This window comes from Streptomyces sp. SAI-170 (assembly GCF_049739565.1).
Lineage (GTDB): Bacteria > Actinomycetota > Actinomycetes > Streptomycetales > Streptomycetaceae > Streptomyces.
The window spans coordinates 629,539-649,421 of sequence record NZ_JBMGQD010000001.1; the positions used below are offsets into that span (position 1 = coordinate 629,539).

At 72.9% G+C, this 19,883-nt stretch carries 28 protein-coding genes; 12 read left to right on the forward strand and 16 right to left on the reverse strand.

The window, feature by feature from the left end:
- Window positions 1-4: 4 nt before the first annotated feature.
- Both RKD23_RS02755 and RKD23_RS02760 read right to left on the reverse strand, forming a co-directional pair.
- Window positions 5-640 carry a response regulator gene (locus RKD23_RS02755; protein ID WP_424852108.1) on the reverse strand — a complete coding sequence of 212 codons (636 nt, stop codon included), beginning with the start codon at window positions 638-640 and terminating at the stop codon, window positions 5-7.
- Window positions 637-1,869 carry a sensor histidine kinase gene (locus RKD23_RS02760; RefSeq protein WP_424852109.1) on the reverse strand — a complete coding sequence of 411 codons (1,233 nt, stop codon included), beginning with the start codon at window positions 1,867-1,869 and terminating at the stop codon, window positions 637-639. The genes RKD23_RS02755 and RKD23_RS02760 overlap by 4 nt, the downstream gene beginning before the upstream one ends.
- Before the next feature lie 203 nt (window positions 1,870-2,072).
- Between RKD23_RS02760 and RKD23_RS02765 the strand changes: the two genes are divergently transcribed.
- Both RKD23_RS02765 and RKD23_RS02770 read left to right on the forward strand, forming a co-directional pair.
- Window positions 2,073-3,161 carry an ABC transporter permease gene (locus RKD23_RS02765; RefSeq protein ID WP_424852110.1) on the forward strand — a complete coding sequence of 363 codons (1,089 nt, stop codon included), beginning with the start codon at window positions 2,073-2,075 and terminating at the stop codon, window positions 3,159-3,161.
- A complete protein-coding gene (locus RKD23_RS02770) occupies window positions 3,158-3,859 on the forward strand; it encodes an ABC transporter ATP-binding protein (RefSeq protein ID WP_424852111.1) in 702 nt (233 codons plus the stop codon). The genes RKD23_RS02765 and RKD23_RS02770 overlap by 4 nt, the downstream gene beginning before the upstream one ends.
- Window positions 3,860-3,874: 15 nt before the next feature.
- Here the strand turns inward: RKD23_RS02770 and RKD23_RS02775 are convergent, their stop codons facing one another.
- Window positions 3,875-4,942: a YihY/virulence factor BrkB family protein gene (locus RKD23_RS02775; RefSeq protein ID WP_424858147.1), complete on the reverse strand. Its 1,068-nt coding sequence runs from the start codon at window positions 4,940-4,942 to the stop codon at window positions 3,875-3,877.
- 67 nt (window positions 4,943-5,009) lie between these two features.
- On the reverse strand, window positions 5,010-5,180 hold the full coding sequence (locus tag RKD23_RS02780; RefSeq protein ID WP_404041229.1) for a hydrophobic protein: 171 nt from the start codon (window positions 5,178-5,180) through the stop codon (window positions 5,010-5,012).
- 158 nt (window positions 5,181-5,338) lie between these two features.
- Here RKD23_RS02780 and RKD23_RS02785 point away from each other — a divergent pair, with 158 nt between their 5' ends.
- Entirely contained in the window at window positions 5,339-6,205 is an 867-nt protein-coding gene (locus tag RKD23_RS02785) for an RNA polymerase sigma factor SigF (protein ID WP_424852112.1), read from the forward strand.
- 37 nt (window positions 6,206-6,242) lie between these two features.
- On the opposite strand, the gene RKD23_RS02790 is transcribed toward RKD23_RS02785, so the two are convergent.
- The 6 genes from RKD23_RS02790 to RKD23_RS02815 all read right to left on the reverse strand — a co-directional run bounded on the left by RKD23_RS02790 (window position 6,243) and on the right by RKD23_RS02815 (window position 11,281).
- Window positions 6,243-7,946, reverse strand: a complete 1,704-nt coding sequence (locus RKD23_RS02790; RefSeq protein ID WP_424852113.1) for a PP2C family protein-serine/threonine phosphatase — start codon at window positions 7,944-7,946, stop codon at window positions 6,243-6,245.
- A complete protein-coding gene (locus RKD23_RS02795; protein ID WP_424858148.1) occupies window positions 7,943-9,004 on the reverse strand; it encodes an ATP-binding SpoIIE family protein phosphatase in 1,062 nt (353 codons plus the stop codon). The genes RKD23_RS02790 and RKD23_RS02795 overlap by 4 nt, the downstream gene beginning before the upstream one ends.
- Window positions 9,004-9,447: an anti-sigma regulatory factor gene (locus RKD23_RS02800; RefSeq protein WP_424852114.1), complete on the reverse strand. Its 444-nt coding sequence runs from the start codon at window positions 9,445-9,447 to the stop codon at window positions 9,004-9,006. Before RKD23_RS02800 ends, RKD23_RS02795 begins: the two co-directional genes overlap by 1 nt.
- Window positions 9,444-9,866, reverse strand: a complete 423-nt coding sequence (locus tag RKD23_RS02805) for an STAS domain-containing protein (protein WP_424852115.1) — start codon at window positions 9,864-9,866, stop codon at window positions 9,444-9,446. Before RKD23_RS02805 ends, RKD23_RS02800 begins: the two co-directional genes overlap by 4 nt.
- A complete protein-coding gene (locus RKD23_RS02810; RefSeq protein ID WP_424852116.1) occupies window positions 9,863-10,762 on the reverse strand; it encodes an STAS domain-containing protein in 900 nt (299 codons plus the stop codon). Before RKD23_RS02810 ends, RKD23_RS02805 begins: the two co-directional genes overlap by 4 nt.
- Before the next feature lie 159 nt (window positions 10,763-10,921).
- Window positions 10,922-11,281, reverse strand: a complete 360-nt coding sequence (locus RKD23_RS02815; protein ID WP_424852117.1) for an anti-sigma factor antagonist — start codon at window positions 11,279-11,281, stop codon at window positions 10,922-10,924.
- A gap of 371 nt (window positions 11,282-11,652) precedes the next feature.
- Between RKD23_RS02815 and RKD23_RS02820 the strand changes: the two genes are divergently transcribed.
- Complete coding sequence (locus tag RKD23_RS02820) at window positions 11,653-12,093, forward strand: ATP-binding protein (RefSeq protein WP_404041246.1); 441 nt, start codon at window positions 11,653-11,655, stop codon at window positions 12,091-12,093.
- Window positions 12,094-12,103: 10 nt separating this feature from the next.
- On the opposite strand, the gene RKD23_RS02825 is transcribed toward RKD23_RS02820, so the two are convergent.
- Both RKD23_RS02825 and RKD23_RS02830 read right to left on the reverse strand, forming a co-directional pair.
- Window positions 12,104-12,538: an ATP-binding protein gene (locus tag RKD23_RS02825; protein ID WP_424852118.1), complete on the reverse strand. Its 435-nt coding sequence runs from the start codon at window positions 12,536-12,538 to the stop codon at window positions 12,104-12,106.
- Window positions 12,539-12,711: 173 nt separating this feature from the next.
- Window positions 12,712-13,185 carry a hypothetical protein gene (locus RKD23_RS02830; RefSeq protein ID WP_424852119.1) on the reverse strand — a complete coding sequence of 158 codons (474 nt, stop codon included), beginning with the start codon at window positions 13,183-13,185 and terminating at the stop codon, window positions 12,712-12,714.
- A 262-nt stretch (window positions 13,186-13,447) separates the two neighbouring features.
- Between RKD23_RS02830 and RKD23_RS02835 the strand changes: the two genes are divergently transcribed.
- A complete protein-coding gene (locus tag RKD23_RS02835; RefSeq protein WP_424852120.1) occupies window positions 13,448-14,137 on the forward strand; it encodes an esterase/lipase family protein in 690 nt (229 codons plus the stop codon).
- Between the two features lie 93 nt (window positions 14,138-14,230).
- Here RKD23_RS02835 and RKD23_RS02840 read toward each other — a convergent pair whose 3' ends face one another.
- Window positions 14,231-14,599, reverse strand: coding sequence for a DoxX family protein (locus RKD23_RS02840; protein ID WP_424858149.1), 369 nt, complete (start codon window positions 14,597-14,599; stop codon window positions 14,231-14,233).
- 232 nt (window positions 14,600-14,831) lie between these two features.
- On the opposite strand from RKD23_RS02840, the gene RKD23_RS02845 reads away from it, so the two are divergent.
- From RKD23_RS02845 to RKD23_RS02860, 4 genes are all read left to right on the forward strand, one after another.
- Window positions 14,832-15,050, forward strand: a complete 219-nt coding sequence (locus RKD23_RS02845; protein ID WP_424852121.1) for a hypothetical protein — start codon at window positions 14,832-14,834, stop codon at window positions 15,048-15,050.
- A 272-nt stretch (window positions 15,051-15,322) separates the two neighbouring features.
- Complete coding sequence (locus RKD23_RS02850) at window positions 15,323-15,760, forward strand: phage holin family protein (protein ID WP_424852122.1); 438 nt, start codon at window positions 15,323-15,325, stop codon at window positions 15,758-15,760.
- Window positions 15,757-16,164: a DUF3618 domain-containing protein gene (locus tag RKD23_RS02855; RefSeq protein ID WP_424852123.1), complete on the forward strand. Its 408-nt coding sequence runs from the start codon at window positions 15,757-15,759 to the stop codon at window positions 16,162-16,164. The genes RKD23_RS02850 and RKD23_RS02855 overlap by 4 nt, the downstream gene beginning before the upstream one ends.
- An 89-nt stretch (window positions 16,165-16,253) precedes the next feature.
- On the forward strand, window positions 16,254-16,544 hold the full coding sequence (locus RKD23_RS02860; RefSeq protein WP_424852124.1) for a hypothetical protein: 291 nt from the start codon (window positions 16,254-16,256) through the stop codon (window positions 16,542-16,544).
- A gap of 21 nt (window positions 16,545-16,565) precedes the next feature.
- On the opposite strand, the gene RKD23_RS02865 is transcribed toward RKD23_RS02860, so the two are convergent.
- A complete protein-coding gene (locus tag RKD23_RS02865; protein ID WP_424852125.1) occupies window positions 16,566-17,450 on the reverse strand; it encodes an oxygenase MpaB family protein in 885 nt (294 codons plus the stop codon).
- A 209-nt stretch (window positions 17,451-17,659) separates the two neighbouring features.
- Between RKD23_RS02865 and RKD23_RS02870 the strand changes: the two genes are divergently transcribed.
- Entirely contained in the window at window positions 17,660-18,016 is a 357-nt protein-coding gene (locus RKD23_RS02870) for a PRC-barrel domain-containing protein (RefSeq protein WP_404041274.1), read from the forward strand.
- A 17-nt stretch (window positions 18,017-18,033) separates the two neighbouring features.
- Window positions 18,034-18,201, forward strand: coding sequence for a hypothetical protein (locus RKD23_RS02875; protein WP_424852126.1), 168 nt, complete (start codon window positions 18,034-18,036; stop codon window positions 18,199-18,201).
- Window positions 18,202-18,265: 64 nt separating this feature from the next.
- Here the strand turns inward: RKD23_RS02875 and RKD23_RS02880 are convergent, their stop codons facing one another.
- Window positions 18,266-18,706 carry a hypothetical protein gene (locus tag RKD23_RS02880; protein WP_424852127.1) on the reverse strand — a complete coding sequence of 147 codons (441 nt, stop codon included), beginning with the start codon at window positions 18,704-18,706 and terminating at the stop codon, window positions 18,266-18,268.
- Window positions 18,707-18,747: 41 nt separating this feature from the next.
- The gene (locus tag RKD23_RS02885) at window positions 18,748-19,278 is read right to left on the reverse strand and encodes an SRPBCC domain-containing protein (protein ID WP_424852128.1); all 531 of its coding nucleotides are present in this window, start codon (window positions 19,276-19,278) and stop codon (window positions 18,748-18,750) included.
- A gap of 145 nt (window positions 19,279-19,423) precedes the next feature.
- On the opposite strand from RKD23_RS02885, the gene RKD23_RS02890 reads away from it, so the two are divergent.
- On the forward strand, window positions 19,424-19,831 hold the full coding sequence (locus RKD23_RS02890; RefSeq protein ID WP_424852129.1) for a winged helix-turn-helix transcriptional regulator: 408 nt from the start codon (window positions 19,424-19,426) through the stop codon (window positions 19,829-19,831).
- The last annotated feature ends 52 nt before the right edge of the window (window positions 19,832-19,883 follow it).

Below are 19,883 nucleotides of genomic sequence, written 5' to 3' on the forward strand. Positions count from 1 at the left end.
CGGGTCAGCGGCGGATCAGGCCCAGGTCGGTGGCGGTGGCCACGGCGGCGGTACGGGAGTCCACGCCGAGCTTGGTGTAGATGCGGGCGAGGTGGGACTTGACGGTGCCCTCGGTGAGGTGGAGGCGCCGGCCGACGGCCTGGTTGGACAGGCCGTCGGCGACGAGGGTGAGGACCTCGGTCTCGCGCCGGGTCAGGGCGGTGCCGGGGGTGCGCAGCCGGTTCATGAGCCGCTCGGCCACGGTCGGGGCGAGGGTGGTGCGGCCGGTGGCGGCGGTGCGCACGGCGGCGGCCAGGTCCTCGGGCGGGGCGTCCTTGAGGAGATAGCCGGTGGCGCCCGCTTCGATGGCGGGCAGGGTGTCGGCGTCGGAGTCGTAGGTGGTGACGATCAGGACGCGCGGCGCGCCAGGGCGGGCGGTGATCCGGGCGGTGGCCTCGGCGCCTCCCATGCCCTTGCCGAACCGCAGGTCCATGAGCACGACGTCGATGTCGCCGGCCGCGGCGCGGTCGACGGCGTCCTCGGCGGTGGCGGCTTCGGCCACGACGACCAGCCCGGGTTCGGTCTCCAGCACGGCACGCAGTCCGGCGCGCACCACCGGGTGGTCGTCGGCCAGGAGGAGGCGGATGGGGGTGTCGGTCACGGGCGGGCCTCGGGCTCAGGAGCGGTCGGGGTGTCGGTGGGCGAGGTCAGGGGCAGCCGGGCGGTCAGGGCCGTGCCGCTGCCGGGGGCGGAGGCGACGGTCAGGGTGCCGCCGAGGGCATGGAGGCGTACGCGCATGGCGGCCAGGCCGAAGCCGCCGCTCTCGGAGTCGGGGGCCGGCACCTGGGCGGGGTCGAAGCCGGTGCCGTCGTCGACGATGTCGAGGGCGATGTGGTCGCCGAGGTAGCCGAGGGTGATGTCGGCCGTGGTGGCGTGGGCGTGGCTGAGGGTGTTGCCGAGGGCGGACTGGGCGACGCGCAGCAGGGCGACCTCGTGCGCGGTCGGCAGCGGGGCCGGGTCGCCGGTGAGGTGGAAGCGGGCGGTGAGCCGGTGGCGGGCCCCGGCGGTGGCGCACAGGCGCTCCAAGGCGCCGGCCAGGGTGGTGCCGTCCAGGGCGGGCGGGCTGAGGGCGGCGACGAAACGGCGGGCCTCGGCGAGGTTGTCGGCGGCGGCCTGGCGAGCGGCCTCGACATGGCGGGCGGCGGCATCGGGCCGGGCGGGCAGCGCGCGTTCGGCGGCCCGCAGCAGCAGCTGGATGCTGGTGAGGCCCTGGGCGAGCGTGTCGTGGATCTCGTGGGCCAGGCGTTCCCGTTCGGCCAGCACTCCGGCGGTGTGCTGGGCCTCGGCGAGGCCGGCACGGGTGGCGCCGAGTTCCTCGATCAGACGCCTGCGCTGTTCGCTCTCCCGGTACAGCGCCTGGTATCCCCGTACGACGGCGACGGCGACGGCAGCGCCGAGGGCCGGGCCGATCGCCATGGCCGCGCTGAAGGAGTGCTGGTGGGCGGCGAAGCCCGCGACGGCCAGGGCGGCGGTGGCGGCGACGGCGAGCGGTCCGGCCCGGCGGGGCAGCAGGTGGAGCTGGAGGAAGTACAGCGGGAAGGCGACCCAGACGCCGTCGGGGGTCAGGGCCAGCAGGACCAGCCAGGCGCTGCCCACGGCGGCCAGCCACCAGGCGGCGGCCCGCCGGGAGCGGCGGATCCGGGGCAGGAGCGGACCGGCCGCGTAGACGGCGGCGCACGCGGCCGCCGCGGCGACGGTCCACCCGGTGTGGGGCCGGTCGTCGGCCACGGCGCGGGCGCCGGACAGGGCGAGCAGGCCGAGGATCAGCAGGTGCAGGCACCAGGTCAGGGCGCGGGTGGTCGGGGTCGGGGCGGGGGCGGCAGCGTTCACGGTGCCTTACAGGCTACGGAGTGGGGCGCCGGGCGGCCTCTGTCGAAAGGTGGAAGCGGCCTGCCGTCTTTCGGGCCGTGAAGTGCGGTCCCCCGCCAGATGCCCGTGCCGGGGGCCGAGGGCGACGGTGGAGGCACATCGGTGGAGGCGCCGCGCTTCCACCGCGTTCACCCCGTTCACCCCGGAAAGGACAGGCCGAGGCCGTGTTCGTCGCGTGGAGAGACCTGCGGTTCGCCAAGGGGCGGTTCGCCCTGATGGGAACCGTCGTCGTGCTGATCACCCTGCTGGTCGGGTTGCTGTCCGGGCTGACGGCGGGCCTGGGCCGGCAGAACGTCTCGGCGATCACCGGCCTGCCGGCCGACAGGATCGCCTTCCAGCGGGTCGGCGGCGGAGGGGAGCTGTCGTACGCCGACTCGACCGTCACCGAGCGGCAGTGGCGGCACTGGTCCGCGGCTCCGGGCGTCACCGGTGCCGAGCCCTTGGGGATCACCACCACCAAGGCCACCGCCGCGGACCGGAGCGCCGGGGTCTCCGCCTTCGGCGTCCGGCCCGGTTCCCGGCTCGCTCCGGACAGCGACCGGCTCAGCGACCGTACGGTGGTGCTGTCCGCCCCGGCCGCCGACGAGCTCGGCCTGCGGCCGGGCGACTCCCTCACCCTCGCCGGACGGCGGCTGACGGTGGCCGCGGTGCGGGGCGATGCGTACTTCAGCCACACGCCGGTCGTCTGGACGACTCTCGCCACCTGGCGCACGGTCGCGCCGCCCGCCGGGCCCGAGGACGGGCCGACCGCCACGGTCATCGCTCTGAACACCACGTCCGGGGTCGATGTGGCGGCCGTCGACCGGCGAGCCGGCACCAGGACGGTCCCTCTCGGCGACTCGCTGTCGGCGATCGGCTCCTACGCCTCCGAGAACGGCTCGCTGCAGCTGATGCGCGGCTTCCTGTTCGCCATCTCCGCTCTGGTCGTCGGCGCCTTCTTCACCGTGTGGACCATCCAGCGCAGCGCCGACGTCGCCGTCCTCAAGGCCCTCGGCGCCCCCACCGCCCATCTCCTCAAGGACGCCCTCGGCCAGGCCGTCGTCCTGCTGGCCGGCGGCACCCTGGCCGGCACCGCGCTCGCCGTGGCCCTCGGCGCCTTCGTCGTCGGGGGTGCCGTGCCCTTCGTCCTCAGCCCCGGCACCGTGCTGATCCCGGCGGGCGTGATGATCGCGCTCGGTGTCGTCGGGGCCGCGCTGTCGGTCCGCCGTATCACCTCCGTCGACCCGCTGACCGCTCTGGGGAGTGCCCGATGAGCCTGCGCCTGACCGACATCACGCTCACCTACCCGGACGGCGAGACGCGGCTGACCGCCCTCGACCGCGTCACGCTGGATGTGCCCCGGGGCTGTCTGACCGCCGTGGTCGGGCCCTCCGGTTCCGGCAAGTCCAGCCTGCTGGCCGTGGCCGCCACCCTGGTCGCTCCCGACAGCGGCACCGTCACCGTCGACGGCACCGACACCACCGGGATGTCCCGCGGGGAGCTCACCGAGCTGCGCCGCCGCAGGATCGGCATCGTCTTCCAGCAGCCCCATCTGCTGGCGTCGCTCACCGCCGTCGAACAGCTCCAGGTCATGGCCCACATCGACGGCCGGTCCCCGGCCGGGGCGCGCGGCCGCGCCATGGAACTGCTCGACGCCGTCGGCCTCGCGGACCAGGCGCACCGACGCCCTCATCAGCTCTCCGGGGGCCAGCGTCAGCGGGTCAACATCGCCCGCGCGCTGATGAACGACCCCACCGTCCTGCTCGTCGACGAGCCCACCAGCGCCCTCGACCACGAACGCGGCGCCGCCGTCGTCGACCTGCTCGCCCAGCTCACCCGCCGCCGGGCCACCGCCACCGTCCTGGTCACGCACGACCGGGCCCACCTCGCCGTGGCCGACCGGACGGCCGAGGTGCACGACGGCCGCCTCCGCTTCACGGAAGCGGAGGCGGAAGCAAAGGCAGGCTGCTGAAGGCGCCTCGCCCGCTCAGGACCCGAGCCGTCGATGGTCCTCCTCGTCCCACTTGCGGGTGTCGCGCGGCTGTACGTAGGGCTCCTCGTCGGCCGGGTGGCCGCCCGCGACGGCGCGTCGGCGGGCCAGCTCGGCGTCGAACTCCAGGCCCAGCAGGATCGCCAGGTTCGTGATCCACAGCCAGACCAGGAAGATGATCACGCCGGCGAAGGTGCCGTAGGTCTTGTTGTACGACGCGAAGTTCGCGACGTAGAGGGCGAACCCGGCAGAGGCCACCATCCAGATCAGCAGAGCCAGGAAGCTGCCCGGCGTGATCCAGCGGAAGCCCCGGATCTTCGCGTTCGGCGTCGCCCAGTACAGAAGCGCGATCATGACCGTGACCAGGACGACCAGCACCGGCCACTTGGCGATCGACCACACGGTCAGCGCCGTGTCACCGACCCCTAGGGTGGAGCCGACCTGCTTGGCCAGGGCACCGGTGAACACGACGATCACCGCGCTGATCACGGCCAGGACCATCAGCACCACGGTCACTCCGACACGGACCGGCAGCACCTTCCACACCGGGCGTCCCTCGGGGATGTCGTACACCGCGTTGGCGCTCCTGATGAAGGCGGCGACATAGCCGGACGCCGCCCAGATCGCGAGCAGCAGGCCCACGATCGCCATCACCGAGCCGATGCCGGCCTTGCCCTGCATCTGCTGCACCGCGTTGCGCAGGACGTCCTGCGCGGCACCCGGCGCCAGTTTCTGGATGTTGTCCAGCACCTCCTGCGTCGTGGACCGCCCGAGCACCCCGAGCAGGGAGATCAGCGCCAGCAGGGCCGGGAACAGCGCGAGGATCCCGTAGTAGGTCAGCGCTGCGGACCGGTCGGTCAGCTCGTCCCTCTTGAACTCCTTCAGGGTGCCTTTCAGCACCGCCGTCCAGGAGCCGCGGGGCAGGGCGGCCGGACTGTCCGGCGCCCTGCCTTCCACCTGTTCGTCCGGCCCGGCCGGGGAGCTCCGCGCCCGCTCGGCCGTCGGGCCGGGCGCGGGCGCGGTGGACCCGCCGTGCCTTCCATGCCGTTTCACCGTCCGTACCATGCCGCACGAGTATCCGGACATGGCACATCATTAACGAAATTCCGGCACCTGGCTGTGGACGCCATGGTCACCAGCGGTACCAGCGCCCCCGGCGTCCTCCGGTCCCTGCGGGCCGCACGACGAAGCCCAGCAGCCAGACCACCAGGACGGCGACGGCGATCCACCACAGCGCCTTCAGCGCGAAGCCGGCGCCGAACAGCAGCAGAGCGAGCAACAGAACGAGCAGAACGGGAATCACGTATCTCCACCTCCGCTCCGCCGGGTGCCCCGCTCTCGGACTCCTATGCACGCGCACGTACCGGAACGATCACTGGGCATAGGAGCCGCACACCGGGGCAGACGCTCGCTCGGACCACCTGATCCGCAGTCACCGCACAGATGGAGGAGACGACCACCATGACGGCGACGTCCGTGGGAGAGACGACGGCCGCACCCGTGAACCGCTGCGACAGCGGGCCCGCGGCGCCCGAACTGCCGTGCGTCGAGGACGCGTCGGCGGTTTCCCCGCGGGACGCGCGGGAGCTGACCCGGCTGTTCCTGGAGCGCCTCGCGGTACTGGAGGAGGGCACACCCGAGTACCAGTACGCGCGCAACACGCTCATCGAGATGAACCTCTCCCTCGTGCGCTACGCCGCGAAGAGCTTCCGGCACAGCGGTGATCTGGAGGACATCGTGCAGGTCGGCACGATCGGCCTGATCAAGGCGATCGACCGCTTCGACCTCGCCCGCGAGGTGGAGTTCTCCACCTTCGCCGTCCCCTACGTCACCGGCGAGATCAAGCGCTTCTTCCGCGACACGACCTGGGCCGTGCACGTGCCCCGCCGGCTCCAGGAGCTGCGCGTACGGCTGGCCAGGGCACGCGAGGACCTGTCCGCCCGGCTCGGCCGGGAACCCTCGGTCGGGGAACTCGCCGAGGAACTGGGCATCAGCGAGGAGGAGACCGTCGAGGGCCTCGTCGCCGCCAACGGCTACACCGCCAACTCCCTGGACCTGCCCACCGACGGCGACGACCCGCAGGGTTCGACGACCTACGCCGATCTGCTGGGGGACGAGGACCCCGCCCTGGAGATGGTGGAGAACGTGCACTCCCTCGCCCCGCTCCTGAAGGAGCTCGACGAACGGGACCGCGCCGTCATCGAGATGCGCTTCGGGCGGGAGATGACCCAGGCGGAGATCGGGGCCGCGGTCGGCTGCTCCCAGATGCACGTCTCACGGATCCTGTCCCGGGTGCTGCGCAGGCTCAGGGAGAACATGCTCGTCTGACGGAGCCTGCGCTGAGGGCGGTGACGGCGGCGCGCCGTCACCGCCGTTCGTCCACGTGGCACAGCAACAGGCATACGTCGTCGTCGTGTTCGGAGTCGTCGAGGAGCGGCGGCAGGAACCGGTCGGCGGACGCGTCGAGGTCGTCGGCGAGATCGGCCGCGGGCACGGCGGCGAGGGCGTCGGCCAGACGCCGGATGCCCGGGTCGATGCCCTGGGCGCGGCGCTCGACGAGCCCGTCGGTGTACAGGGCGAGCGTGGAGCCGGGGGGCAGCGGCACGGTGTGGTCGGCGATCTCCTGGTCCAGCGGGATGCCGAGCATCGCGCCGGGTCTGGCGTCCAGGGTGTGCACCTGTCCGTCGGGGGTGCGCAGCACCGGGGGCGGATGCCCGGCGGCCGCCCAGGTGAGTTCGGGCACGCCGGGCTGGAACCGGGCGATGACCGCCGTGGCGTACAGATCGAGCCTCAAGTGGTGCAGGAACTGGTGCAGTTGGGTCAGCAGCGTGCCGGGGCTCGCGCCCTGGACGGCGTAGGCCCGCAGGGCGGTGCGCAGCTGGCTCATCATCACGGCCGCGTGCAGGCCGTGGCCGGTGACGTCGCCGACGACGGCGATCAGGCTGCCGTCGGGCTGGCGGAAGGCGTCGTACCAGTCACCGCCGATGTTCATGCCGCTGGTGGCGGGGAGGTAGCGGGCGGCGAGGCCCAGGCCGGGGATGACGGGCAGTTCGGTGAGCAGGGCGCGCTGGAGGGTCTCGGCGATGTCGCGGTTGTGCTCGTAGCGCCGGGCGTTCTCCAGGGCGATGCCCGCGCGTCTGGTCAGCTCGATGAGCATGACGGCGTCGTCGGGGTCCCAGCGCTCGCCCGGCGGGGTGAGGGTGATGACGCCCTGCGGTGCCCGGTGGGTGAGCAGCGGGATGCACAGCAGTGGCCGGTCGGGGGCGAGAGCCGACGGGGGCCGGTCCTCGACACCGGGGAGCCCGCCGGGGTGGTCGGCGGCGTACTGGGGCCGGCCGCGCCGCGCGGCGACGACGGCGGCGGCCGGACGCGCGGGCGTGCGCCGCTTGTCGTCCGGCGTGTCGAACAGCCATACGTCGACGGTGCGGGCGTAGCGGGGCACCAGCAGGTCCGGCAGCAGCCGGACGATGGCGTCGGGGTCCAGGGAGGCGGTGAGGGCGGCGCTGGCGTCGGCGAGGAAGGTCAGTCTCCCCCGGGCGCTCTCCGCCTCGCGCCGCGCTTTCTGCTCGGCGGCGAACAGCTCGCGCTGCCGCTGTCCGGCGGCGTCCAGCTCGGCGTGCAGGGCGACGACGCCCTGGTTCGTCTGATGGAGCTCCTCCCGGTGGAAGGCGACCAGGGCCTGCTGCTCGTCGAGCTTGTCCAGCAGGAGCCCGGCGTCCTCGTCGGCGGAGAACAGCGCCTCGGCGAGGGTGCCGGTGTCGTCCGCGACGAGCTCTGCGGGGGCGGCTTCGGTGTCCGGGGTGCGGGCGGCGGAGGCGTGCCACACCGTACGGCCGTCCTCGGGGCGTACGTCGACGGTGAAGCGGTCGGCCCGGGGCGGCTCGTCCGACAGCGCGGTCACGACCCAGGTGCCGCCTTTGGTGAGGCACTGTCTGAGCTGGGCGGTGAGCGCGACCACCAGGCGGGTGCGCTCGACGGGACTCACTCCGCACGCCCCGGCCAGCCGGGCGGTCGCGATGCGGGCCCGGGCGGCGTCGGTGGCGGTGCGGACGTACCAGGTGTGGTTCATGACAGGCGATCCGGCGAGGAGGGGCTCAGCACGACGACGGCCGTGTCGTCGCGCACCGGGCGGGCGGGGCTGCTGGCGTCGCGCACGATGGTGGCGGCGACGACGGCGGGGTCGAGGGAGCTGTCGAGGTCGAGGGGGCCGGCGGACCAGCGGCTGGGCAGGCCGTCGCTGTGCAGCACAAGCAGGCAGTCGTCGGACCACTCCTCGGTGTGCCAGGGGAGCCGGCCGGGCAGGTGGGCGCCGACGATGCCGGGGTGGGACAGCAGGGGCCGCCAGCGGTCGCCGCGGCGCAGCCTGGCCCCTATGTTGCCGACGCCGGTGAAGGACAGCCGCCCGCCGGAGAGGTCGAGCTGGGCGACCGCCAGGGCCGCGCCTCGGGTGCCGCGCAGGGCGGTGTGCAGGGCGCGCAGCAGCCGGTCCGCGGGCAGATGGGCGCAGCGGTGCACCTCCGCCACCGCCGTGGAGGAGGCCCGTGCGGCGTGCTCGCCGTGGCCGAGGCCGTCGGCGAGCATCAGGGTCAGCCGGTCGCCCGAGCGCACCCAGGCCCAGGCGTCGCCGGAGAACTCGGCTCCGGCGAAAGGGTGGTTGATGCCGCCGGCCCGGGCCGGACCGGGATCGGCCGCGGGGCGGCCCGTGCCGCGGGGGGCGATCCGGGCCAGGGCGATCGTGCCCCTGCCGGGTGCGCTGTGCAGCGCGAAGTCGTCGGCGGCGCGCCGGCAGGTGCCGAGGCCCGCGCCGAGGGAGCCGGCGGTCGAGTGGCCGTCGCGCATCGCGGCCGCCACGTCGGCGATGCCCGGACCGTGGTCGACGGCCAGGATCTGCACGACACCGGCCCGCTCATCGCCGTGGGCGGGCGTGGCCGGGCTGGTGATCTCCAGCAGGACATGGCCGCCGCCCCCGTGTTTGAGGAGGTTGGTGGCGAGCTCGGTGGCCACCAGGGCGGCCCCGGCCGTACGGTCGTCCTCGAGCCCGGCCCACTGTGCGGCGGCCTCGGCGGCCACGCGTACGTCACGGACCCGGGTCGAGTCGTGCACCGGCACCTCCCACACGCGCGGCATCAGCGCGCCTCGCGGGGCCGGGGCGGGCGGGTCACCCACGAGGTGACGGTCACGGTGGTGCCGGAGCCGGGGCGGCTGTCGATCTCGAAGTCGTGGACGAGGCGTCTGGCGCCGCCCAGTCCCATGCCGAGCCCGCCGCCGGAGGTGTAGCCGTCGCACAGCGCCTGTTCCACGTCGGCGATCCCCGGGCCTTCGTCGGTGAAGGTCAGCCGCAGCCCCGGCACCCCGGACCTGGTGACCTGAGCGCACTCCACCTGACCGCCGCCGCCGTAGACGAGCGCGTTGCGCGCCAACTCGCTGGCGGCGGTGACCAGTTTGGTCTGGTCGACCAGGCCGAACCCGACAGCGACGGCGAGTTGACGCACCTGCTGCCGCACCAGGACCAGGTCGAGGTCCGAGTGGATCGGCAGACGGACGGAAGTTTCGCCCGCGGTGTGGGTCACGGACGCTCCCGGCGTTCGTGACCGCCGCGGACGACGTACGCGGCCTCGGCGCCGAGCACCCGCATCGCCTCCTCCGTGCTGAGCGCCGTACGCAGTCCCGGCAGCGTCAGTCCCAGCTCCACCAGGGTGATGGCCACCGCGGGACGCATCCCGGCCACCACCGTCTCCGCGGCCAGCAGCCGCGACTGCGCGGCGATGTCGCTGAGCACGCGGCCCATGAACGAGTCGATGATCTCGACCCCCGACAGGTCGATGACGACGCCGGAGACACGGCTCGCGGCGACGGTCTCGCCGATGTCCTGCTGGAGTTGCTCCGCGGTGCCGTCGTGCAGGTCGCCCTGCAGCGTCACCAGCAGCACACCACCGAGCTTGAGGACGGGTACGCGCCCTTCGTGGGGCGAGGTGAACACTGCGCTCACCGCGGTTCCGTGCCATGTGCGGCGTGGGGCACGATGTCGGTGCCCAGCTGCCGCAGGGCGTAGGCCAGCGCGTCCTCGAGGCTGGCCCGGGTGAGCACGGAGCTCAGGTCGATGCCCAGGTGGACGATGGTCTGGGCGATGGGCGGCCGGATGCCGGAGACGATGCACTCCGCTCCCATCAGGCGCGCCGCGGCCACGGTCTTCATCAGATGCTGGGCCACGAGGGAGTCGACCGTCGGGACACCGGTGATGTCGAGGATCGCGAAGCGTGCCTGCTGGTCGACGACGGCGTTCAGCAGCGTCTCCATGACCACCTGGCTGCGGGCGCTGTCGAGGGTGCCGATCAGAGGTACGGCGACGACGCCGTCCCACAGCCTGATCACCGGCGTGGCGACCTCCATGAGCTGCAGCCGCTGCCGGTTGATGAGTTCCTCCCCCGCGCTGATGAGGGTCTCCTGGACGACCAGGCGGAGCGTGCCCATCAGGACCGTCAGCGCTGTCGCGCACTCGAGGACATGCTCGGTCGGCGCTCCCGGCAGTTCCGCGACGAGGAGTTCGGCGACGGGCGGCCGCAACGCGTCCACCTCGGACGAGATCTGGGCCGCGGCGGCACCGGCCCGGGACCGGGCGTCGGCGGTGCGGGCCAGTTCCTCGCGCACGACGGCGAACGCGCCGGCGTCCGGGTCGTCGACCCGCCCTTCCGCGGCGACCGCCGCGAGGGCCTCCACCACGGCCCGGGCCACCTCCACCGCCTCGTCCCGGGACACCGTGAAGACCGTGCGGAAGAACGTGGCGTCGGCCCAGCGTTGGGCGATCTGCTCCCGCCGTCGCCGCAGCAGTTCGGCGACCTCCTCCGTCGGCGGCGTCGGGTGCGCTGACGTCTGTTCCTCCGGCACGTACTTCTCTCCTCACCTGTCGGGCCGGCCCCGTGCCCCCGCGGAGCACGATCCGAGCCGGTTCCGTGCGGGCCGCAACCCACTGTAAGAACACCTTGATCCATTGCAACCCTTACGAGGAAGAAACCCCTCCTCCGGGTACACGGTCCCACGGGCCGCTCAACGGGCCGCCGCGAGTGCTTCGTCGACGCTGTCGAGCAGCGGAACGGTGAGGCTCACTCCGGTCAGGTCCAGGATGCGCCGGACCGCGGGGGTCGGTGAGATGACGTAGACGCCGCCCGCGCTGTCGCGCACCTCCTTGTACACCCGCAGGATGATGTTCATCCCGGACGAGTCCATGAACGGGACGCCTGCTATGTCCAGCAGGAAGTGCCGCCTGCCCAGGCGGAGTTGTTCGGTGAGGTGCCGCTGCAGCGCGACCGCGGTCGCCGAGTCCAGGTCTCCCTCGACCGTGAGCAGCACGGCGTCCTCGCGCGGCAGTTCCACCCTGACGGACAGAGAGTTCTGGGTGTCGGACACAAGACCTCCCACAGTCGCTGGCGATCGGGACGGGTGCCCCGTCGGACGGATTCCATGCGTGAGCGCGCCCATGCGCCCAGCGAGCCCTTTCCTCTGACACTCAGTCGGCCGGCTCGGACGGAACCGACGGGCGCCGACCTCCCTGAGCCGTGACCGAGTGTCATCACCCGTCTGCCCGGCTTCCCGCGGATCACTCCCCCGACCTGGCCGCCTTCCCGCAGGAGGCCGTATCGCCGACCGGCCGTGGATCTCCACGGATTCACATTTCACCCCTCATGGCCCGGCGCCGAGCGGGTAGACGAGACTCGAAATCGTTCACGAGGCTGAGTGGCAGAGGGGTGAAGGCTGTTGGTCACGGAAGAGGCGAAGCGATGACGTCCGCCGAGTACCGTCCGGCCGGGCACCGGGAGCAGGCAGGGGTGCGTCCCGTCGCGATCACGAGCGCGGCCGCGGCGCGGCAGTATGTGCAGACCCTGGTGCGGGAACAGTGGCGGGGCCCCTCGGGCCCGGCGGGCGAGGAGTCCGTGATCGACCTGCTGCTGGTGGTGTCGGAGCTCGTCAGCAATGCCATCCGGCACGGCGGCGGCCTGGCCCGCTTCGAGGTGACGCTCGTCCCCGAGGGCGTACGGCTGGGTGTCCACGACCACAGCGACGTCGTGCCCGCGGCCGCGTTCGGCCGGGGCACGTTTCCCCGCCCGCGGGAGAACGGCGGCTACGGATGGCCGTTGATCCTCCGGCTGGCCCGCGAGGTCGGCGTGCAGCGCCGCCGGGAGGGCGGCAAGGCGATCAGCGTCCTGGTCCCGCTGGCCTGACCGAAGGCTGTCACCAGGGCAGGAAGACGTGCACGTCCTTGCCGTCCTCCCGCACGACGACGCTGACCTGTTCGGCCAGCGTCTGGATCAGGTACCAGCCGATGCCGCCGGCGCCCGTGGCGGGGCGGAAGGCGCGCGGGGCGGGCGGGCTGGTGCTCGTGTCGGCGAGCGTCACATGGACGCCGTCGAAGGTCCTGCGCAGGGTCAGCCGGAAGGGGCCGGGCGCGTACTGCACGGCGTTGGCCGCGAGTTCCGCCACCACGAGCAGGATGTCGTCCCAGGGCTCCGGGGCCGACGGCGGGTCCGACCGGCTGAGGTCGGCCAAAAAGGCCTCCGCCGTCAGCCGGGCGTCCGTCACGTCCTCCAGCCGCCCGTCGAACGCGGCGACGCACTCCCGCATGTACTCGTACGACGGTTCCCTGCTCCACCGCGGTTCGGTCGACATCGCACCTTCCCGGCCGCTCCACTGCGAACTGTGTGACCTCTGGTCCCTCTGTCTCCTGCTCCTGGTTCCCCGAGCGAGGAGGTCTACGCGCGGGGAACGTCAGGGGCATGGTCAGCGGCCCGGATCAGGCGCAGTCGGCTTCGGTGACGCCGGTGATCTGAGCGGGCGTCAGGTCAGCCGCGTATCAGACGGGTGAGGCCTCCGCGCGTGTTCCGGCCGGCACGGCGGCCCATCGCGTACGACCCGGCGCCGAGTGCGGTGACTCCCGCGCCGACGCCGGCGGCCAGCAGCTTGCGGTGGGCGATCGCCGTCCAGGCCGTCCTGGCGACGCCGGCGACGTGGCCCGATGCCGTGATCAGGGCCTGGCGCCCCGACTCGACGCCCTCGGCCGCCGTACGGGCCGCACCGCTCGCCGTCTCGGCCGCCGTACGGGCCGCACCGCTCGCCGTCTCGGCCGCTCGCTGGGCGCCGCCCTTCGCGGTGGACGCGGCGTCATCCGCCGATGCCGCGGCCTGCTTCGCCGCGTGGCCCGCCGGTGCCGTCGCCTTGTCGGCCGTCTGCCGGGCCTTCGCCGCGGACTTCTGCTCGGGGGCGGAGCCCTGCTCGGGGGCGGACTTCCGGCTTGTCTCGTTCTTCTGTTCAGTCATGGGCCTTCGCGTTGCCCTCCAACGCCCCGCCAAACGTAACGGGGTTGCGCACGCCTCTTGACCACCGATACCTACCGGCCAGTACGCTCTCGCCACCCCTCGACGACACCCACGTACTCCCCCATGCGGCTGCGGCGAACCGCCCCCGGGCCCGCCCCCGCATGCCCGCAGGTGCTGCTCCCGTGACCCGGGAACCGCCTCGCGCCATGCCGTCGGACCGCGCCGTCGACCGCTCCCCGTATCCCATCTGTGAGGTCCCCTCGTGAAGAGACCCGTTCCGGCAGCGGCCGTCGCCGCGGCCGGTGTTCTTCTTGCCATCCAGGCGTCAGGTCACGCCCAGGCCTCAGGCGGTTCCGCCTTCGGCCCGACCAGCAATCCCATCCTCTTCGTGCACGGCTACAACGGTGACCCGGGCAACTGGAACACCATGGCCGACCGCTTCACGACGGACGGCTGGCCGTCCTCCCACCTCGACCGATGGTCGTACGACTCGCGCCAGTCGAACGCCACCACCGCCCAGCAGCTCGCCGCCGAGGTCGACCGTCTCCTCGGAGCCACCGGTGCCACGAAGGTCGACATCGTCAGCCACTCCATGGGAGGGCTCTCCTCGCGCTACTACCTGAAGAACCTCGGCGGAACCGCCAAGGTCGACGCCTGGGTGTCACTGGGCGGACCCAACCACGGCACCGACAGCGCCAACAGCTGCTACGACACGTCCTGCACCGAGATGCGCATCGGCTCCGGCTTCCTCGCCGCCCTCAACTCCGGTGACGAGAGCCCGGGTTCGCCTCGTTACGCGACCTGGTGGTCGCCCTGCGACACGGTGATCAACCCCGACAGCTCCGTGTCCGTGTCCGGCGCGGCCAACACCCGGACCGCCTGCCTCGGCCACATGGCCCTGCTCACCGACGCGACCGTCTACGCCCAGACCCGGGACATGATCAACCGCTGACGTGTCCTTCGGCCCGCCGGTGCAGGACGCGGCCGTCATCGGCGGTCCAGCACGTCCTCCACCGGCGGTACACCCGCACCGCGACCGCAGGCGTCAGGCGCCCGTCCCCGCCTGCCCGCCTCCGGCGCGGGCCACACTGCGGGCCCACAGCACGAGCGGCAGCTGAAGCGGCAGCCGACCCAGGGCGGCGGCGCGCTGCGGGGCGGGGCGGTCGCTCCAGTCCTTGGCCATCTTCACGTTGGCCGGGAAGACACCGACGAAGAACCCGGCCGCGGCCAGAGCCGCGATCCGCCGGGTGCGCGGCAGGGCTATGCCGGCCGCGAGCGCGAGTTCGGCGGCGCCGCTGACGTACGTCCAGGTCCGGGGCGAGCCCGGCAGCGAGCGCGGCACGATCGCGTCGAACTGCCGCGGCGCGGCGAAGTGAGCGGCGCCGGCGGTGGCCAGCAGACCGGCGAGCAGCATGGGCGAGCGTTGGGGCACGGTTCCTCCTGGAGCGACGATCCGGCGCGCGATATTACTGGAAAGTAGCCTGGCACGCCGGGGAACCGGTCACGCCTGGTCGCGCGTGCACGGAGAGGGCGCGACGCATCGGCCGCCTGTGCGGAATACGTCGCGGGCGTCCAGCGCTGCGCCGATCGGTGACCTTGCCCGCCCGTCGCGCACCGACGGGCTCCGGCCGCAGAACGGAGACGCCATGACCGACGCCCCACCCCCGCCCTCGCCCTTCCTTCGTGCCGTCCTGCGCGCCGACGCCTTCGCCGTGTCCACGGCCGGGACGATGACACTGACCATCGTCCTTCTCACGCTCCTCTTCATCGACAGCGTCGTCGCCGTCGTCGCCGCGGTCGTCGTCTTCGCGGCCTGGATCGCCGTCGGCTGGACCGGCCGCCGGTATGAGCGGATGAACCGCTGACTCCCACGGCCTGGGACGTCGTTTTCGCACCGGTCGGGCCGATGGTGAATCGCACGTCCGCTCCGGGGAACTGCGCAAGGTGAGGACGACCGGAAACCGGAGTGTGCCAGGGCCCCGGGTTCGGAAGAGCAGCCCGCCCCGGCGCACTCCTTGAGGAACTGCCGCGTCATCTCTCCGAGCAGTTGCCGCGTCATCCGTGGGCGGCCGGGTACCCGCGCAGTCACCGGACGGCAGACGACCGTTTTCTTCAGGAACGGGCAGGTGAAACGAGCATGGCCACCGTCGATCCGTACAACAGCGCTCACAACGGCGGGCCACGGCCCCGCTCCGAGGAATCCGTGAGCGATCTCGTCCAGCAGGCGTCACGGCAGCTGTCCCAGCTGGTGCGGGACGAGATGCGCCTCGCGCAGGCGGAGATGACGCAGAAGGGCAAGCGATACGGGCGCGGCGGAGGTCTGTTCGGCGGCGCCGGCCTGTTCGGGGTGCTCACCCTCCAGGCCCTGGCGGCCACCGCGATCGCCGCGCTGTCGCTGGTCCTGGACGTGTGGCTGGCAGCGCTGATCGTCACCGCCCTGCTGGGCCTGATCACGGCCGTGATGGCGGCGACCGGCAAGAAGGAGATCAGCAAGGCGGGGTCTCCCACGCCGCAGGAGACCGTCGGCAGCGTGAAGGCCGACGTGAACGAGATCAAGGAGAGGGTGAAGCGATGACCCGGTCCCACGACAAGCCACAGGGAAGCGGGACCCAGGCGCCCGCGGAACTGCGCGCACAGGTGGAACGCACACGCCAGGAGCTGGGCGAGACCGTCGAGGCCCTCGCCGACAAGGCGGACGTCAAGGCCAGGGCGCAGGAGAAGGCCGCCGCCGTGAAGGGGCAGGCGAGCGGCATGGTGACCCAGGTGCGCGAGAAAGCCGGCCACACGACCGCGCAGGTCCGCGAGAAGGCCGCTCACGCCGGGCACGCGGTCCAGGAGAAGGCCCCCGAACCCCTGAGGCACAGGGCCGGTCAGGCTACGCGTCTCGCGCGGGAGAACCGCCCCGCCCTGCTGGCCGCCGGGGCCGGCGTGATGGCCCTGGTCCTGATGCGCCGCCGCCGCGGGAAGGGACGCCGGTGAGGGCCGGCGGGGCCGCCTGCGAGTCGGCCGGTGACCGGCCCGGCTCACCCCTCTCCGCACCGCCAGGCTGCTGCTGAAGGGAGCGAGACATGACATCTCCCCCCGGCCCGTACGTCGTGAGCGCCGCCGCTGTCACCGTCTTCGTCCTGCTGGCCCGCTGGGTGGCCACACCGACGCGAAGTCGACGGCGTGGCTCCGACACCCCTCCACCCCCGCCCGCACCTGAGCAGGACCGCGTCACCACGCCGCTCGGTCCGCCGCTGTGGGAGAACCGGTATCTGCGCGAGACCGACGCCCAGCTCCAGCGCTACTGGAATCTGCTGAGGCCCCTGTACCCGCAGGCGCACGACGCGGGCGAACGGTCCTTCCACCGGCTGTGACCCTGGGCGGCCGCCCGACGCTCACACCCGCCCGCTCGTGACCCTCGCCCGGGTCGGTGCCATGGCCCAGCGGATTCCGGCGGTCATCGCCGTGCCGAGGGGCCTCACGAGCAGGTCCTCGGCCATGGGGATGCGGGGCAGGCGCAGCTCACGGGAGGCCCAGCCCGGCAGCAGGGATACGGCGTTGGCGGCGACGACGGCGTACGGCAGGCGTGCCGGCCAGGGGATCGGCGGTCGCAGCAGCAGGAAACGGGCGGTGTCCCGGGCCTCGGGTGTGGCCCGCAGCTCGCCGCGGTAGGCGGCCAGGCGGCGGGCGAGTCCGGCCTGGTCCGTCGGAGGGTCGGGCACGCCCAGCGCGGCGGCGATCCGGGCCGTGTCGGCGACGTACCCGTCGCAGCCCGCGGCGTCCAGCGGGTGGGCGCCGTAGCGCTGATGGGCGCGCAGGAAGCAGTCGATCTCGGCGATGTGCACCCAGCACAGCAGGTGCGGGTCGGACGCGGAGTAGGCCCGGCCGTCGGAGGCCGTGCCGCGGACGGACTCGTGGACGGCCCGGACCTGGTCGCAGGCCCGCTGGGCGCTGTCGGCGGGGCCGTATGTGGTGACCGCGAGGAAGGTGCTGGTCCGCTGGAGCCGGCCCCAGGGGTCGCCGCGGAAGCCGGAGTGCCCGGCGACGGCGGCCATGGCCAGGGGGTGCAGTGACTGGAGCAGCAGGGCGGCCAGTCCGCCGGTGAACATCGCGGCGTCGCCGTGCACCCTGCGGACCGGCCGGTCGGGGCCGAACCAGCGCGGTCCGGGTGCGCCGTGGATGCGCGCGCGGTTCGCCGGGCCCTCGGGTCCGGCCACCCGGGAGAGGATCGCCTCGCCCACCCGGTCGCGTGCGGGGCCGAGGTCCGGCAGGAGTCTCATCGGGGACCGCCTCCTTCCCGTCCGCCCGCGTGTGTCCATTGTCGCCGTGGGACGGAGAGAAGAGGCTCCTGCTGCGGCCGCCGGGTCTGCCGCGCGGGGTGGGTCCGTTCATTGCACCCTGGATGCATGAGCTGCCGTGACGCGGTCACCCGCCGGGTGAGGGCCGTGCCGGCAGGGCACGGACCGGTGCGGAAGACGGAGGCCAGTGAATGATCAGGACCGCCGACATCCGGGAGTGGCGTGACCACGACGTCGTCGACGACAACGGCAAGAAGATCGGCACGCTCGAATCCGTCTATGTCGACACGGCGACCGACGAGCCCGCGTTCGCGACCGTCACCGTCGGCCTGCCCACGCGGCATCGCCTGGTCTTCGTCCCCTTGGCCGACGCCACAGTTGGCCCCGGCTATGTGAAGGTCGCCCACCCCAAGGCACTCGTCAGGGAAGCCCCGTCCATCGACACCGACGGAGTCCTGGCGGCCGAGGAGGAGGCTCCGGTCTTCGCCCACTACGACATGACGTACGTACCCGGCGCGGGCGGCGAACGCCGTCTCGCCCGCCGCTGACCCAAGGGAGGCGCGCCGTGGCCTGGGTGCTGTTCCTGATCCTGGTGGCTGTCGTCCTGGGCCTCATCGGTGCCGTGGCCGAGGGGCTGGCGTATCTGCTGGCCATCGGCGTCGTCGTGTTCATCACCGCCCTCGTGCTCGCCGTCGCCCTGCTGCGCCGCGCGGGCCGACGTCCGGTCCGCTGACCGGCACGGCGCAGGGCGGCCGAGGTCGTCGGCGAGAAGCAGGCGGGGCTAGAGGTAGGCGGGGCTAGAAGTAGGCGGCCACGAGGTCCTGGTCCACCACCATGGTGGCGCGGTTCAGCGCGGGCAGCCCCAGCTGGTCGCCTATCAGCCGGGTCAGCCGCGGTTCGTAGTCGTCGCGGTCATGGTCCAGCTCGGCCGCCGTGATGAGCGGGGCGAACGCGTTGGGCCAGTGTTCGCCGACGTAGTCGGGGTCCTCGTAGTCGATGCAGGACGCTGTCCGGCCGTCCTTGTGGTGGTACGCCTTGGGGCCGTGATGGACGATCACGCCCCAGTCGCCGGGTGCCGGGTCGCCGCCGTGGGCGAACGGCGGCCGGTGCAGCGCGGACAGTCCTTCGGCCATGGCCGTCAGGCCGGTCCCCTTGAAGTACACCAGGACGGTTTCGTCGTCGATGTACGGGGATTCCGACAGCCAGGCCATGACACCGCTTTTGATCCACTCGGTCATGTCCAGCACCGTAACCGCCACCACTGACATCGCCCGCCGGCTCAGCTCCGCAGCGCCGCCGTGAGGCCGTTCAGCCGCAGGCGGGTGGCGCCGCGCAGGTGGGGCAGGTCGTGCTCCGGCACCGCCGAGGCGGTGAGGAAGGCCGCCTGCTCGGTCCAGCGCAGGCGGGTGCCGCCGGAGTCGGGGTGCAGTTCGACCGTCACCAGCGAGCTCCACCGCGGGATGTCGTCGACGACGGACGTGTAGGCGTAGACGATGCGGGAGGCCGGGGTGATGTCGAGGTAGCGGGAGGTGTAGGCGAGCCGCTCCGGTGCGGCGCCCGGGACCGGGAAGACACTCGACGCCGTCTCGCCGCCGCCCACCGAGAAGTCGTGGTCGTACGTCGCGTCGCGGCCGGGCAGCCTGAACCACCGGCGCCGCACCGACGGGTCGGCGAAGGCCTCGAAGACCGCGCTCGGCGGTGCGTCCAGGTGGAGTTCGACGGCGAAGGTCTCGTGCCGTACGCCGGGAGCGGGGCTGCCGTCCTGTCCGTCGGCTGCCGGGTCGGGGGCGGTGGCTCCCGTGGTGGCCATGTTCACCTCACATGACATCGTGGTGGAATCGGGGGCGGGCGCCCGGTGCTCGTCCTTCGTATGAAACGTGGGTACGGCCGTCGCGATCAAGGCCCGCCCCATACGCACTTCGACGTCAGCTACGTACGAGAGGGAAAGCACAGGCATGGGTTCCGAGCTGCGTTCCCGGCTGGCTGCCGCCGGGGTGGCCCCGGAGTGCGCGGCGACCATCGAACTCGTGCGGGACGTGCTCGCGCGGGTCGGGGACAAGTGGACCGTCCTGGTCGTCACCGCGCTCGCTGACGGCCCCCTGCGCTTCACGGCCCTGCACCGGCGGATCGACGGGATCTCCGAGCGGATGCTGGGCCACACGCTCCGCTCGCTCACCCGCGACGGCCTGGTCACGCGCACGGCGTACGCCGAGGTCCCGCCGCGCGTCGAGTACGCGCTCACTCCGCTGGGCCGCTCGCTCGGCGACGCCGTGGGGCATGTCGTGCGCTGGGTGCAGACGCACAAGACGGAGATCGTCCGGAACAGGGAGGCGTTCGAGGGAGACGACCCCGCGGCGCGGTGAGGCACTCCCCCGGGCTCGGGCCCGCCGCCGAGCCGTTCGCCTTGCGCGGCGG

Excerpts from the sequence above, each read along its gene's own strand:
- RKD23_RS02865 (WP_424852125.1), bottom strand. The coding sequence starts at position 17,450 with ATGAGACTCCTGCCGGACCTCGGCCCCGCACGCGACCGGGTGGGCGAG.
- RKD23_RS02830 (WP_424852119.1), bottom strand. The coding sequence starts at position 13,185 with ATGACTGAACAGAAGAACGAGACAAGCCGGAAGTCCGCCCCCGAGCAG.
- RKD23_RS02770 (WP_424852111.1), top strand. The coding sequence starts at position 3,158 with ATGAGCCTGCGCCTGACCGACATCACGCTCACCTACCCGGACGGCGAG.
- RKD23_RS02825 (WP_424852118.1), bottom strand. The coding sequence starts at position 12,538 with ATGTCGACCGAACCGCGGTGGAGCAGGGAACCGTCGTACGAGTACATG.
- RKD23_RS02885 (WP_424852128.1), bottom strand. The coding sequence starts at position 19,278 with ATGGCCACCACGGGAGCCACCGCCCCCGACCCGGCAGCCGACGGACAG.
- RKD23_RS02790 (WP_424852113.1), bottom strand. The coding sequence starts at position 7,946 with ATGAACCACACCTGGTACGTCCGCACCGCCACCGACGCCGCCCGGGCC.
- RKD23_RS02775 (WP_424858147.1), bottom strand. The coding sequence starts at position 4,942 with ATGGTACGGACGGTGAAACGGCATGGAAGGCACGGCGGGTCCACCGCG.
- RKD23_RS02870 (WP_404041274.1), top strand. The coding sequence starts at position 17,660 with ATGATCAGGACCGCCGACATCCGGGAGTGGCGTGACCACGACGTCGTC.
- RKD23_RS02785 (WP_424852112.1), top strand. The coding sequence starts at position 5,339 with ATGACGGCGACGTCCGTGGGAGAGACGACGGCCGCACCCGTGAACCGC.
- RKD23_RS02820 (WP_404041246.1), top strand. The coding sequence starts at position 11,653 with ATGACGTCCGCCGAGTACCGTCCGGCCGGGCACCGGGAGCAGGCAGGG.
- RKD23_RS02840 (WP_424858149.1), bottom strand. The coding sequence starts at position 14,599 with ATGCTGCTCGCCGGTCTGCTGGCCACCGCCGGCGCCGCTCACTTCGCC.
- RKD23_RS02795 (WP_424858148.1), bottom strand. The coding sequence starts at position 9,004 with ATGCCGCGCGTGTGGGAGGTGCCGGTGCACGACTCGACCCGGGTCCGT.
- RKD23_RS02845 (WP_424852121.1), top strand. The coding sequence starts at position 14,832 with ATGACCGACGCCCCACCCCCGCCCTCGCCCTTCCTTCGTGCCGTCCTG.
- RKD23_RS02880 (WP_424852127.1), bottom strand. The coding sequence starts at position 18,706 with ATGACCGAGTGGATCAAAAGCGGTGTCATGGCCTGGCTGTCGGAATCC.
- RKD23_RS02860 (WP_424852124.1), top strand. The coding sequence starts at position 16,254 with ATGACATCTCCCCCCGGCCCGTACGTCGTGAGCGCCGCCGCTGTCACC.
- RKD23_RS02855 (WP_424852123.1), top strand. The coding sequence starts at position 15,757 with ATGACCCGGTCCCACGACAAGCCACAGGGAAGCGGGACCCAGGCGCCC.
- RKD23_RS02850 (WP_424852122.1), top strand. The coding sequence starts at position 15,323 with ATGGCCACCGTCGATCCGTACAACAGCGCTCACAACGGCGGGCCACGG.
- RKD23_RS02890 (WP_424852129.1), top strand. The coding sequence starts at position 19,424 with ATGGGTTCCGAGCTGCGTTCCCGGCTGGCTGCCGCCGGGGTGGCCCCG.